The sequence below is a fragment of the Branchiibius hedensis genome (genome assembly GCF_900108585.1).
GTDB lineage: Bacteria > Actinomycetota > Actinomycetes > Actinomycetales > Dermatophilaceae > Branchiibius > Branchiibius hedensis.
Genome location: NZ_UESZ01000002.1, coordinates 123533 through 135670, shown reverse-complemented (window position 1 = coordinate 135670; position 12138 = coordinate 123533). Strand labels below are relative to the sequence as shown.

General features: G+C 67.2%; 16 protein-coding genes. 6 read left to right on the top strand and 10 right to left on the bottom strand.

The genetic code is table 11. The features are described from left to right. The first annotated feature begins 766 nt into the window (after window positions 1–766). From DR843_RS19175 to DR843_RS19165, 3 genes are all read left to right on the top strand, one after another. Window positions 767–1216: a hypothetical protein gene (locus tag DR843_RS19175; protein ID WP_146202659.1), complete on the top strand. Its 450-nt coding sequence runs from the start codon at window positions 767–769 to the stop codon at window positions 1214–1216. A 7-nt stretch (window positions 1217–1223) separates the two neighbouring features. Then, the gene (locus DR843_RS19170; protein WP_109689416.1) at window positions 1224–1703 is read left to right on the top strand and encodes a hypothetical protein; all 480 of its coding nucleotides are present in this window, start codon (window positions 1224–1226) and stop codon (window positions 1701–1703) included. A gap of 574 nt (window positions 1704–2277) precedes the next feature. Beyond that, entirely contained in the window at window positions 2278–2568 is a 291-nt protein-coding gene (locus DR843_RS19165) for a hypothetical protein (RefSeq protein WP_109689414.1), read from the top strand. Between the two features lie 866 nt (window positions 2569–3434). Here DR843_RS19165 and DR843_RS20235 read toward each other — a convergent pair. The 3 genes from DR843_RS20235 to DR843_RS19155 form a co-directional block, all read right to left on the bottom strand. Then, on the bottom strand, window positions 3435–3599 hold the full coding sequence (locus DR843_RS20235; RefSeq protein WP_170119967.1) for a hypothetical protein: 165 nt from the start codon (window positions 3597–3599) through the stop codon (window positions 3435–3437). Window positions 3600–4108: 509 nt separating this feature from the next. After that, complete coding sequence (locus DR843_RS19160) at window positions 4109–4381, bottom strand: hypothetical protein (RefSeq protein ID WP_109689412.1); 273 nt, start codon at window positions 4379–4381, stop codon at window positions 4109–4111. Next, entirely contained in the window at window positions 4378–4968 is a 591-nt protein-coding gene (locus tag DR843_RS19155) for a hypothetical protein (RefSeq protein WP_109689409.1), read from the bottom strand. The genes DR843_RS19160 and DR843_RS19155 overlap by 4 nt, the downstream gene beginning before the upstream one ends. A 9-nt stretch (window positions 4969–4977) precedes the next feature. Here DR843_RS19155 and DR843_RS20230 point away from each other — a divergent pair, with 9 nt between their 5' ends. The 3 genes from DR843_RS20230 to DR843_RS19145 are packed head-to-tail and all read left to right on the top strand — an operon-like array spanning window position 4978 to window position 6826. Continuing rightward, window positions 4978–5142 carry a hypothetical protein gene (locus DR843_RS20230; protein ID WP_170119966.1) on the top strand — a complete coding sequence of 55 codons (165 nt, stop codon included), beginning with the start codon at window positions 4978–4980 and terminating at the stop codon, window positions 5140–5142. Further along, window positions 5139–5882 carry a hypothetical protein gene (locus tag DR843_RS19150; protein WP_146202658.1) on the top strand — a complete coding sequence of 248 codons (744 nt, stop codon included), beginning with the start codon at window positions 5139–5141 and terminating at the stop codon, window positions 5880–5882. Before DR843_RS20230 ends, DR843_RS19150 begins: the two co-directional genes overlap by 4 nt. Further along, complete coding sequence (locus tag DR843_RS19145; RefSeq protein ID WP_109689405.1) at window positions 5879–6826, top strand: hypothetical protein; 948 nt, start codon at window positions 5879–5881, stop codon at window positions 6824–6826. The genes DR843_RS19150 and DR843_RS19145 overlap by 4 nt, the downstream gene beginning before the upstream one ends. A gap of 34 nt (window positions 6827–6860) precedes the next feature. Here DR843_RS19145 and DR843_RS19140 read toward each other — a convergent pair whose 3' ends face one another. From DR843_RS19140 to DR843_RS19110, 7 genes are all read right to left on the bottom strand, one after another. Beyond that, window positions 6861–7391 (bottom strand): macro domain-containing protein, encoded by a 531-nt coding sequence (locus DR843_RS19140; protein ID WP_170119949.1) that lies wholly within the window; start codon window positions 7389–7391, stop codon window positions 6861–6863. After that, on the bottom strand, window positions 7391–9499 hold the full coding sequence (locus DR843_RS19135) for an AfsR/SARP family transcriptional regulator (RefSeq protein WP_109689402.1): 2109 nt from the start codon (window positions 9497–9499) through the stop codon (window positions 7391–7393). Before DR843_RS19135 ends, DR843_RS19140 begins: the two co-directional genes overlap by 1 nt. Further along, window positions 9493–10518 (bottom strand): LysM peptidoglycan-binding domain-containing protein, encoded by a 1026-nt coding sequence (locus DR843_RS19130; protein ID WP_146202657.1) that lies wholly within the window; start codon window positions 10516–10518, stop codon window positions 9493–9495. The genes DR843_RS19135 and DR843_RS19130 overlap by 7 nt, the downstream gene beginning before the upstream one ends. 79 nt (window positions 10519–10597) lie before the next feature. Continuing rightward, a complete protein-coding gene (locus tag DR843_RS19125) occupies window positions 10598–11008 on the bottom strand; it encodes a Tad domain-containing protein (protein ID WP_245934262.1) in 411 nt (136 codons plus the stop codon). A 23-nt stretch (window positions 11009–11031) separates the two neighbouring features. Then, a complete protein-coding gene (locus DR843_RS19120) occupies window positions 11032–11466 on the bottom strand; it encodes a TadE/TadG family type IV pilus assembly protein (RefSeq protein ID WP_109689216.1) in 435 nt (144 codons plus the stop codon). Then, a complete protein-coding gene (locus DR843_RS19115; protein ID WP_109689214.1) occupies window positions 11463–11882 on the bottom strand; it encodes a TadE family protein in 420 nt (139 codons plus the stop codon). The genes DR843_RS19120 and DR843_RS19115 overlap by 4 nt, the downstream gene beginning before the upstream one ends. A gap of 19 nt (window positions 11883–11901) precedes the next feature. Then, window positions 11902–12111, bottom strand: coding sequence for a hypothetical protein (locus tag DR843_RS19110; RefSeq protein ID WP_109689212.1), 210 nt, complete (start codon window positions 12109–12111; stop codon window positions 11902–11904). Between the last annotated feature and the right edge of the window lie 27 nt (window positions 12112–12138).

Below are 12138 nucleotides of genomic sequence, written 5' to 3'. Positions count from 1 at the left end.
GTTCGCGGCCTCCCCGATCGTCGCCCAGACAGCCTCCGCCGCGACACTGCCGACTGCGCAAGTCAGCACCGTCAGTGCCACCGCCCAGCCGGGGACTAGTACGTTGGCCGCCCCAGCACCAAGCAGCAAGGCCAGCCCCGCGCGCGCCTCAGCCCCCACAACCAAACACACCGTGCAACCAGGGGAGACCCTCTGGTCGATCGCGCGCGACCACCTGGGAGCAGGGGAGAGGTACACCGAGATCGCGGCGCTGAACCACGACCTGCTCGGCGGAAGGCCAGGCTTCCTCAAGACGGGCTGGGTACTGAACGTGCCCGCGCCACCCGCACCGATCTCCAGCACGACCTCCCCGGCGCCCGCCGAACACACCGTGACCGTTCCAGGCCGGACAAACCCTGTCCGGCATCGCACAGAAGGAACTGGGGAACCCGAATCGGTTCTCAGAGATCGCCGACGCGTCGAAAAACATCACCCAGCCCGGCGGGCTGCACCTGACCAATCCGAACCGGATCAATGCGGGCTGGACGCTCGTGATCCCCGCAGCCAAGCCGGTCAACCCACGCCGCGGCGAAACCCCCGACCGCCAAGCCCACCCCATCGGCGGCGACACCCAGCACCGTTCCGGCACCGGTCAAACCGACGCAGCACACCCAGCACCTGAACCTCCACCGCACCGAGCGCCCCGGTCCCCAGCAAGACGGCTGTGCGCCCCAACGTCGAAAGCACGGCGGAGGCGGAACAGCAGCACTCGAGCACGGCACCATGGATGCTGACCGGACTGACCGGGGCCGGCGCGGTGCTTGCCGGGTCGGCACTGCTTGCACTCCGCCGCCGGCGTCAGGCCCAGTTCCGGGCCCGCCGCCCCGGGAGGACGATCGCCGTCCCGGAGACGGCGATCGTGCCCGTCGAGAAGACCATCACCGCCATTGGTTCGACGTCGGCACCCACCGTCGAACAAATGGACACCTTGCTGCGCCAGCTGGCCGCGAACATCACCAACTCGAACCTGACGATGCCCGCGCTGGCCGCCGTCGAACTCGGCGGGACGCAGATCGTGCTGCACCTGAGCGCGCCCTGCGCACTGCCCGACCCGTGGGACGGCACCGCCGACCAGCTGCACTGGGCCACACAGGTCGGACCTGCGGTTGGCGACGGTCGACGAGAACCAACCGGCGCCCTACCCACTCCTGGTCACGATCGGTGCAGACGACACTAGCGACCACGTGTGGTTGCTCAACATGGAGGAACTCGCGTCGATCAACCTGACCGGCGACCCCACCTACACGCGCGACTTCGCGCGATACATCGTTGCGGAGCTGGCCCTCAACCCGTGGTCGGCCGGGACCACCGTCGACTGCATCGGCATCGCCGACGAAGTCGCTCCCCTCAACCCTGAGCGGATCCGTTACCGCGACGACTCCAGTGACGCGGCCGCCGAGGCCGTGGCCGACGCCGTCGCGATGATCGACCGCGCCGACGCACAGCACGTCGACGTCGCCACCGGCCGCGGAACGGCCGCGGACGAGGACGTTTGGCCCGCAAGACTCCTCCTGGTCGACGCGACGGCAGACGATCACGCCGTCGACCAACTGATCGGGCTAGTCGAACAACACCCAGGGAAGACAGGGACAGCAATCGTCGTCTCAGTGACCAGCACTCGACCGGCGGGACCGTGCTCAACCTCAGCTCCAGCGGGCGACTGACCATGCGCGCGCAGGACTGGACCTGGTCGCCGTCGGTTTGACTGGCGACGAAGCGAAAGGCTGCGCAACGCTGCTCGCGCACAGCGACATCCTGGACGACATCGAGATCCCGTCGACGAGGACGCGACAGAAGGTTGGCGAGCCTTCACCAACGAAGCCGGCGCGCTGCGGGAGAAGCACACCAAGCCACGCGCCGACCGGACGACGAGACCACCCAGAGCGTCCTGGCTGGCGACGACGACGAAATACGTGACCGCCGCTGCGACCACCGAGGAGGACCTGGAGGCACTGGCGCCACAAGTCCCAGCTGAGGTCCGGGTCAGCGTCGAGTCTGCCGACCCGACCCTCGACGACGACGTAACCGCCTGCTCAGCGACGACTGCCCGCTGCCGCGCCTCACCCTTCTCGGCCCGGTCCGCGCCGAGCCAAAGGCAGCGCCGCCGCAGTCGCCAAACGCAAGCCCTACGCCACCGAGCTGCTCGCCTACCTCGCCATCCGTCCTCACGGCGCAACACCGGCACAGCTCGCCGACGCGTTCAACCTCAGCGACGGACGCGCACGCAACGACATCAAGATGGTGCGGGACTGGCTCGGCACGAACCCACGCACCGGCAACAAGCACCTGCCCAACGCGCGCGAGTCCGAAGCCGCCAAGGCGCGGGGCGTCGGCGTCTACGTGGTCGAGGACATCCTGGTCGACGCGATCTGTTCCGACGACTGCGAGCACGCGGAGAGGCACGCGGTGCCGACGCATCACCGACCTGCTGCGTGCACTACAGCTGGTCGAACGGGCGCCCGTTCGATCAGCTGCGCCCCGGCGGCTGGGAATGGCTCGCCGAAGGCGATCGCCTCGATCACCACATGAACGCAGCCATCGTCGACGTCGCACACATGGTGACCACCGCATGTCTAGGTTCGAACGATCTAGTCCGCGCGAGAGCAGCCGCCGAGATCGCCACCGCCGTCGCGCCTGACTCGGAGATCGCCAAGCTCGACCTCGTCGCGGTGTTCGAAGCGGAAGGGCACCGAGCCGAAGCGAAGCGGATCCTGCAAGACGAGGTCTGCAACCGCTCGACGACCAGGGTGCGCCCGCGGAGCTGTCCGCACGAACCGAGAAGATCATCCGCAACCACGAATGGCTCGACCCCGACCGGGCCGCCAGCTGATGCCACTGGAACGATTCGAACCCGGCCTCCGCCCAGGCGGAGGCCACGATCACGATCACGTCGGTGACCGGCGACCTCACGCAGCTGCAAGACGTCGACGGGCTGGTGAACCCGTGGAACCGGAACTACATGCCACGGTGGCTGCTCTACCCCAGCGCGTCAGCCGCGCGCTGAAGTCGCAGACAGGGCCAGACCCGTGGAAAGAGCTTTCCCGGGCAGGAGTGCTTCCCGTCGGCGGGTGCGTGCGTAACTGATGCCGGGCGGCTGAGCGCGCACACGAAGCTCATCCACGTCGCCGGACTCAAACCTCGCGTGGCGAGCCACTGAAGCCACCGTCTCGGCGTCAGTGCACTCGGTTGTGCGAGCGGCCGTGGCCCAGAAGATGCGAACGGTCGCGATGCCGCTCATCGATCAGGCTCGGGCGGCATGAACCCAACGTCATCACGAGAGTGCATCGAGAACGCCCTACGTCGGTACACCAGCGGGTGGCCCCTGGAGGTGCTGCTCGTTGAGCACGACAAGGCAGCCTGATCCGGCCCGACCGACGGTGCGGGACCTCCAAGCGCTACGACGAAAGCGCCGAAGTATGCGTGTACTTCGTTCCGTGATGTGCGTAGAGCTTCTTGACGGAGTCGGTGTCGGCCGGTGATTCGTAGACGGCGCGCCGGACGGCTGCGTCCTTGAGGTTCAAGCCATACAGAGTGTCGTCCTTCTCGACGCCGACAGCCATGATGCGTTCGAACTGGTCACCGTGCTGATCGGCGTACTGGCCAGGGCCTTCAGCTTGGGCGAGCTGTCTCCCAAGTGCGCACCGTGTGGGTCGACGATGATGGCAGGTAGGCATCCCCTGTTCGATGCACGAACACGAAGTCCGGCTGCACAGAACTCCAGGAGCCATTGGACGACTTGTGCGCGATCCGTAGGGAACTCGTGGTGGCAGCGGACGGGTTCCGGTACCAGCCAGCGAGGGTTCCGAGGCTTTGCTCGTGCTCGACGACAGCCTGCTCCCACCGGTTTCGGGCCATCGCCTGCCTCAACTGGGTAGTCACCCTCGGATGTCGCCAGCAGGTGCTTCCTCTGAGTGGGCAGCTTCTTGCCGTCGGTGTCGACCGAGTCGACCAGCTTGCTCCGTCTGGATCTTGATAGCCACCGGCTCCGCGGCGCGGGCCATGTCCTGGATCGCCTGGTAGATAGGCTTTCGATTGTCTGGTAGTGCCGCGATCTTGGTGCTGTTGGTGGTCAGCCACAGCCGGGTGAGTGCGTCAGCGGCGTCCTCGACCGGCTGCTGGACGTCGACATCCAGGAACCCCAGTTGCGCGACTTCGGCCCGGACGCCCGTGATGTCGACGGTGAACAGTCCTCGCCACGGTCCTCGGCCGCGGTGATCGCGGACTGCATGTTCCGGTGCAGGTACCCGTTGACGACCGAGGTCGAGAGCAGCCGGCGCAGGTGGCGCAGCGCGTCGTCCACGGTCGCCGCGTCCGCGGCACGTGAGGTCGTGCGGTCGGTCACCTGGTCCTCGCCGCGCTGGACGAGGATCTGCCGGATCTGTTGCGGTGAGGATCTGCTTCGCGGCGGACGCCACGGCGTCGGCGTTGTCGTGGACGACCCCGTCGAGGACTGCGAACAGCGTCTCGTGCGCTACCTTGTTGGCATCTGGCTCGAGGGCATCCTGCTGAACGCCTGCGCAGCCTTGAGTAAGCCGCTTTCACCGGCTTCGGCGCGGCCGCCGGTTTCGCGAACGACGGCAGCGACTCGACCACGTCGAACACCTCGTCGGGGACCTCGGTGTTGCGGGAGAGCATGACCGGCTTGAGCATCACCTTCGCGACGGCGGCACCGCGCTCCCCTGACGCGGGCTCGCGCAGGCCCATGATCTCCTCGGCGACCTGCTTAGCCGTGTCCTTGTCGAAGCGTGGCAGGTAGCACGAGGCTGCGTTAAGCCGCTCGTCACCGGTGGTCTGCGCCAGCGGTGTGCGCACCATCCGACCCAGCAGCTGCGTGACGTAGGTGGCGTCGACCGCGGGCCGCAACGAGACCAGCACCTCGGCACGCGGGCAGTCCCACCCGGTGGAGACCGCGTCCTTCGCCAGCAGCACCCTGATGCCGTGGTCGTGCTGGATGTCCTGCGGGCGACCTTCGGGATCACGTACGAGCCGACCTCAATGGTGGCCCGGTCTCCGAGCACGTGCGCAACCCCGTCGTACGGCATCTCGGGCCAGTGCTTGCGGATGGTCTCCAGCACCAGGTGGATCGTGTCGTCCTCGCCTTGAAATTTTTGCTGGAGACCATCCGCAAGCACTGGCCCGAGATGCCGTACGACGGGGTTGCGCACGTGCTCGGAGACCGGGCCACCATTGAGGTCGGCTCGTACGTGATCCCGAAGGTCGCCCCGCAGGACATCCAGCACGACCACGGCATCAGGGTGCTGCTGGCGAAGGACGCGGTCTCCACCGGGTGGGACTGCCCGCGTGCCGAGGTGCTGGTCTCGTTGCGGCCCGCGGTCGACGCCACCTACGTCACGCAGCTGCTGGGTCGGATGGTGCGCACACCGCTGGCGCAGACCACCGGTGACGAGCGGCTTAACGCAGCCTCGTGCTACCTGCCACGCTTCGACAAGGACACGGCTAAGCAGGTCGCCGAGGAGATCATGGGCCTGCGCGAGCCCGCGTCAGGGGAGCGCGGTGCCGCCGTCGCGAAGGTGATGCTCAAGCCGGTCATGCTCTCCCGCAACACCGAGGTCCCCGACGAGGTGTTCGACGTGGTCGAGTCGCTGCCGTCGTTCGCGAAACCGGCGGCCGCGCCGAAGCCGGTGAAGCGGCTACTCAAGGCTGCGCAGGCGTTCAGCCAGGATGCCCTCGAGCCAGATGCCAACAAGGTAGCGCACGAGACGCTGTTCGCAGTCCTCGACGGGGTCGTCCACGACAACGCCGACGCCGTGGCGTCCGCGCGAAGCAGATCCTCACCGCACAGATCCGGCAGATCCTCGTCCAGCGCGGCGAGGACCAGGTGACCGACCGCACGACCTCACGTGCCGCGGACGCGGCGACCGTGGACGACGCGCTGCGCCACCTGCGCCGGCTGCTCTCGACCTCGGTCGTCAACGGGTACCTGCACCGGAACATGCAGTCCGCGATCACCGCGGCCGAGGACCGTGGCGAGGACCTGTTCACCGTCGACATCACGGGCGTCCGGGCCGAAGTCGCCGCACTGGGGTTCCTGGATGTCGACGTCCAGCAGCCGGTCGAGGACGCCGCTGACGCACTCACCCGGCTGTGGCTGACCACCAACAGCACCAAGATCGCGGCACTACCAGACAATCGAAAGCCTATCTACCAGGCGATCCAGGACATGGCCCGCGCCGCGGAGCCGGTGGCTATCAAGATCCAGACGGAGCAGCTGGTCGACTCGGTCGACACCGACGGCAAGAAGCTGCCCACTCAGAGGAAGCACCTGCTGGCGACATCCGAGGGTGACTACCCAGTTGAGCAGGCGATGGCCCGAAACCGGTGGGAGCAGGCTGTCGTCGAGCACGAGCAAAGCCTCGGAACCCTCGCTGGCTGGTACCGGAACCCGTCCGCTGCCACCACGAGTTCCCTACGGATCGCGCACAAGTCGTCCAATGGCTCCTGGAGTTCTGTGCAGCCGGACTTCGTGTTCGTGCATCGAACAGGGGATGCCTACCTGCCATCCATCGTCGACCCACACGGTGCGCACTTGGGAGACAGCTCGCCCAAGCTGAAGGCCCTGGCCCAGTACGCCGATCAGCACGGTGACCAGTTCGAACGCATCATGGCTGTCGGCGTCGAGAAGGACGACACTCTGTATGGCTTGAACCTCAAGGACGCAGCCGTCCGGCGCGCCGTCTACGAATCACCGGCCGACACCGACTCCGTCAAGAAGCTCTACGCACATCACGGAACGAAGTACACGCATACTTCGGCGCTTTCGTCGTAGCGCTTGGAGGTCCCGCACCGTCGGTCGGGCCGGATCAGGCTGCCTTGTCGTGCTCAACGAGCAGCACCTCCAGGGGCCACCCGCTGGTGTACCGACGTAGGGCGTTCTCGATGCACTCTCGTGATGACGTTGGGTTCATGCCGCCCGAGCCTGATCCGATGAGCGGCATCGCGACCGTTCGCATCTTCTGGGCCACGGCCGCTCGCACAACCGAGTGCACTGACGCCGAGACGGTGGCTTCAGTGGCTCGCCACGCGAGGTTGAGTCCGGCGACGTGGATGAGCTTCGTGTGCGCGCTCAGCCGCCCGGCATCAGTTACCACGCACCCGCCGACGGGAAGCACTCCTGCCCGGGAAAGCTCTTTCCACGGGTCTGGCCCTGTCTGCGACTTCAGCGCGCGGCTGACGCCGCTGGGGTAGAGCAGCCACCGTGGCATGTAGTTCCGGTTCCACGGGTTCACCAGCCCGTCGACGTCTTGCAGCTGCGTGAGGTCGCCGGTCACCGACGTGATCGTGATCGTGGCCTCCGCCTGGGCGGAGGCCGGGTCGAATCGTTCCAGTGGCATCAGCTGGCGGCCCGGTCGGGGTCGAGCCATTCGTGGTTGCGGATGATCTTCTCGGTTCGTGCGGACAGCTCCGCGGGCGCACCCTGGTCGTCGGAGCGGTTGCAGACCTCGTCTTGCAGGATCCGCTTCGCTTCGGCTCGGTGCCCTTCCGCTTCGAACACCGCGACGAGGTCGAGCTTGGCGATCTCCGAGTCAGGCGCGACGGCGGTGGCGATCTCGGCGGCTGCTCTCGCGCGGACTAGATCGTTCGAACCTAGACATGCGGTGGTCACCATGTGTGCGACGTCGACGATGGCTGCGTTCATGTGGTGATCGAGGCGATCGCCTTCGGCGAGCCATTCCCAGCCGCCGGGGCGCAGCTGATCGAACGGGCGCCCGTCGACCAGCTGTAGTGCACGCAGCAGGTCGGTGATGCCGTCGGCACCGCGTGCCTCTCCGCGTGCTCGCAGTCGTCGGAACAGATCGGCGTCGACCAGGATGTCCTCGACCACGTAGACGCCGACGCCCCGCGCCTTGGCGGCTTCGGACTCGCGCGCGTTGGGCAGGTGCTTGTTGCCGGTGCGTGGGTTCGTGCCGAGCCAGTCCCGCACCATCTTGATGTCGTTGCGTGCGCGTCCGTCGCTGAGGTTGAACGCGTCGGCGAGCTGTGCCGGTGTTGCGCCGTGAGGACGGATGGCGAGGTAGGCGAGCAGCTCGGTGGCGTAGGGCTTGCGTTTGGCGACTGCGGCGGCGCTGCCTTTGGCTCGGGCGCGGACCGGGCCGAGAAGGGTGAGGCGCGGCAGCGGGCAGTCGTCGCTGAGCCAGGCGGTTACGTCGTCGTCGAGGGTCGGGTCGGCAGACTCGACGCTGACCCGGACCTCAGCTGGGACTTGTGGCGCCAGTGCCTCCAGGTCCTCCTCGGTGGTCGCAGCGGCGGTCACGTATTCGTCGTCGTCGCCAGCCAGGACGCTCTGGGTGGTCTCGTCGTCCCGGTCGGCGCGTGGCTTGGTGTGCTTCTCCCGCAGCGCGCCGGCTTCGTTGGTGAAGGCTCGCCAACCTTCTGTCGCGTCCTCGTCGACGGGGATCTCGATGTCGTCCAGGATGTCGCTGTGCGCGAGCAGCGTTGCGCAGCCTTTCGCTTCGTCGCCAGTCAAACCGACGGCGACCAGGTCCAGTCCTGCGCGCGGCATGGTCAGTCGCCCGCTGGAGCTGAGGTTGAGCACGGTCCCGCCGGTCGAGTGCTGGTCACCTGAGACGACGATTGCTGTCCCTGTCTTCCCTGGGTGTTGTTCGACTAGCCCGATCAGTTGGTCGACGGCGTGATCGTCTGCCGTCGCGTCGACCAGGAGGAGTCTTGCGGGCCAAACGTCCTCGTCCGCGGCCGTTCCGCGGCCGGTGGCGACGTCGACGTGCTGTGCGTCGGCGCGGTCGATCATCGCGACGGCGTCGGCCACGGCCTCGGCGGCCGCGTCACTGGAGTCGTCGCGGTAACGGATCCGCTCAGGGTTGAGGGGAGCGACTTCGTCGGCGATGCCGATGCAGTCGACGGTGGTCCCGGCCGACCACGGGTTGAGGGCCAGCTCCGCAACGATGTATCGCGCGAAGTCGCGCGTGTAGGTGGGGTCGCCGGTCAGGTTGATCGACGCGAGTTCCTCCATGTTGAGCAACCACACGTGGTCGCTAGTGTCGTCTGCACCGATCGTGACCAGGAGTGGGTAGGGCGCCGGTTGGTTCTCGTCGACGTCGCCAACCGCAGGTCCGACCTGTGTGGCCCAGTGCAGCTGGTCGGCGGTGCCGTCCCACGGGTCGGGCAGTGCGCAGGGCGCGCTCAGGTGCAGCACGATCTGCGTCCCGCCGAGTTCGACGGCGGCCAGCGCGGGCATCGTCAGGTTCGAGTTGGTGATGTTCGCGGCCAGCTGGCGCAGCAAGGTGTCCATTTGTTCGACGGTGGGTGCCGACGTCGAACCAATGGCGGTGATGGTCTTCTCGACGGGCACGATCGCCGTCTCCGGGACGGCGATCGTCCTCCCGGGGCGGCGGGCCCGGAACTGGGCCTGACGCCGGCGGCGGAGTGCAAGCAGTGCCGACCCGGCAAGCACCGCGCCGGCCCCGGTCAGTCCGGTCAGCATCCATGGTGCCGTGCTCGAGTGCTGCTGTTCCGCCTCCGCCGTGCTTTCGACGTTGGGGCGCACAGCCGTCTTGCTGGGGACCGGGGCGCTCGGTGCGGTGGAGGGTTCAGGTGCTGGGGTGTGCTGCGTCGGTTTGACCGGTGCCGGAACGGTGCTGGGTGTCGCCGCCGATGGGGTGGGCTTGGCGGTCGGGGGTTTCGCCGCGGCGTGGTTGACCGGCTTGGCTGCGGGATCACGAGCGTCCAGCCCGCATTGATCCGGTTCGGATTGGTCAGGTGCAGCCCGCCGGGCTGGGTGATGTTTTTCGACGCGTCGGCGATCTCTGAGAACCGATTCGGGTTCCCCAGTTCCTTCTGTGCGATGCCGGACAGGGTTTGTCCGGCCTGGACGGTCACGGTGTGTTCGGCGGGCGCCGGGGAGGTCGTGCTGGAGATCGGTGCGGGTGGCGCGGGCACGTTCAGTACCCAGCCCGTCTTGAGGAAGCCTGGCCTTCCGCCGAGCAGGTCGTGGTTCAGCGCCGCGATCTCGGTGTACCTCTCCCCTGCTCCCAGGTGGTCGCGCGCGATCGACCAGAGGGTCTCCCCTGGTTGCACGGTGTGTTTGGTTGTGGGGGCTGAGGCGCGCGCGGGGCTGGCCTTGCTGCTTGGTGCTGGGGCGGCCAACGTACTAGTCCCCGGCTGGGCGGTGGCACTGACGGTGCTGACTTGCGCAGTCGGCAGTGTCGCGGCGGAGGCTGTCTGGGCGACGATCGGGGAGGCCGCGAACAGCAGGATGGCGGTGCCGACCAAGCCCTTCGCTGCCGACTGCGGCATGCGCATACCGGGCAGGCGAGGGGCCCGGACCCCTCGGACGCGCGCACTGATCTCGAGCACGATCGACAGGGTGAGGAACGCCCATGCTGCCCAGGCGATCACCTTGATCGCCGACAACGCCAGGGTTCCGTCGTCGGGTTGGTGAGCGCTGTCCGGATCCCATCGATGCTCGGCATCGAGAGTGGGTCGGGTTGGCGCCGACGGCAAGGAGAACCAGAGGCAGCCCAACGACAATGCCCAGGATCAACAGCTGGCGAACAGGCCAGCAAGTCGGCTCGGATGCCTCTCATCGGGGTGCTCCGTTCTGTGCGCGGATGAGCCGCGCACTGCTGTGTCCGGTGACGTGCAAGCTTCCGATCCCGATGATCGACAAGAACTTCGTCTGGTAGTTCGCGGATGTCGTAACGACCAGGGTGTCGTTCCCTTGGATGGTCGCCGTGCCGCTCACTCCGCTGTCGATAGGTAGGAGCGCGCGGCCGAGGCTGCGGCCGCGGTGTCGATCTGGGCGCCTTGGCCGTTCACCGCGGGACCACCGAGGACCTGCTCCCACCCGATCGGCCGCTTGTGCGGCGACGTCTCGGGCGCGCTGCTGTGCGGCGACTTGACCGCCGAGGTCGACTGCGAGGCCGACGAGCACGATCATCACGAAGGCTGCGGAGGCCATGAAGATGCTCACGGATCCGCGGTCGCGGCCCATCTGGTGGAGGTTGCGTTGTCTCATTACCGCTCCCGATAGGTGTCGAGCGGGCTGGTCATGGTTTCCGTGATCGTCATCGAGCCGGGGACGCCAGGTATTGACACGTCGGACAGGTCGATGGTGCAGCGAACGGTCGCTCGGATCGTGGCAGGTGTTCCGACAGGAGCGGCGAATCCGGAGGCGTCCACGCTCACGTCCTGTGAGATGCAGTGCACGCCTTGGGAGCTCAGGCTTGCCGCGGCCCCACCGGCGCCGTCGCTTTGAGCTTGCCCTTGTGTGCGCGCGATCGAGGCGGTTCTGGCGGCTTCAGCCGCGGCGGACTGCACTGCTTGGTGCGCCATAGCGACGCGCCCACCGAAGATCACCAGCAGGACGAACAGCATGAAAGCTGGCACGCCGATGGCGGCCTCGATGGCCGCCGATCCCTCCTCGGAGTCCTGACGGACGGGGCACCTCATCGCGTCAGTCTTTCCACTGGCACAGTGGCGCTCTGGCGCACCGTGATGGTCCAGCCGGGGATCACGCTCATCGACGTGCCGCTGACTGTGATCGTGGCTGTGGTGCCCGATCGGCTGCCGGTGACGTGTGCGCCGTCCAGCACACCGCTTCCGCCCGCGTCGGCGATGAAGGACGATGCGTCGCTGATTCCCGCCCCGACGCTGCTGTTCTGTGCGCCTGCCTTGCGGGCACCTTCTTGCGCTGCGGCGATCGCGACCGATCGGGCGTGGTACCACAGTGCTCCTTGCATGCCCAGGAACATGACCGCGAACAGAGCAGGCAGGAGCATCACCATCTGAATGGAACTCGAGCCACGCTCACGCTGCGCCCCGGCTCGACGGGCGAGCCGGGCGCGCAGCGCGTGTGTCCTGGTCATGGTGTGTGATTCGCTCGGTCTACTTGATGTTCTTCGCTTTGTTGGTCACGTAGGTCGTGATGGCTGCCACGACGATCCCGACGAAGGCGATCACGGCGATTGCCCACAGGACCTGTTCGATCGTGACTGAGCCCTCCTCGCGGTTCTTGCGCAGTGTGGCGTGTGCGTCGTCGACGTTGTCCTGGATGCGGACACCGAGGGTGTGGAGGGTGGCGATGAGGTGGTTCATGGTCCTTGCCTTCCTATGGCTTGGTGG

Bases quoted from the DNA above. Each gene is read 5' to 3' on its own strand.
- DR843_RS19175 (WP_146202659.1), top strand. From the start codon at position 767: ATGCTGACCGGACTGACCGGGGCCGGCGCGGTGCTTGCCGGGTCGGCA.
- DR843_RS19165 (WP_109689414.1), top strand. From the start codon at position 2,278: ATGGTGCGGGACTGGCTCGGCACGAACCCACGCACCGGCAACAAGCAC.
- DR843_RS20235 (WP_170119967.1), bottom strand. From the start codon at position 3,599: ATGGCTGTCGGCGTCGAGAAGGACGACACTCTGTATGGCTTGAACCTC.
- DR843_RS19140 (WP_170119949.1), bottom strand. From the start codon at position 7,391: ATGCCACTGGAACGATTCGACCCGGCCTCCGCCCAGGCGGAGGCCACG.
- DR843_RS19135 (WP_109689402.1), bottom strand. From the start codon at position 9,499: ATGCTGACCGGACTGACCGGGGCCGGCGCGGTGCTTGCCGGGTCGGCA.
- DR843_RS19125 (WP_245934262.1), bottom strand. From the start codon at position 11,008: ATGGGCCGCGACCGCGGATCCGTGAGCATCTTCATGGCCTCCGCAGCC.
- DR843_RS19120 (WP_109689216.1), bottom strand. From the start codon at position 11,466: ATGAGGTGCCCCGTCCGTCAGGACTCCGAGGAGGGATCGGCGGCCATC.
- DR843_RS19115 (WP_109689214.1), bottom strand. From the start codon at position 11,882: ATGACCAGGACACACGCGCTGCGCGCCCGGCTCGCCCGTCGAGCCGGG.
- DR843_RS19110 (WP_109689212.1), bottom strand. From the start codon at position 12,111: ATGAACCACCTCATCGCCACCCTCCACACCCTCGGTGTCCGCATCCAG.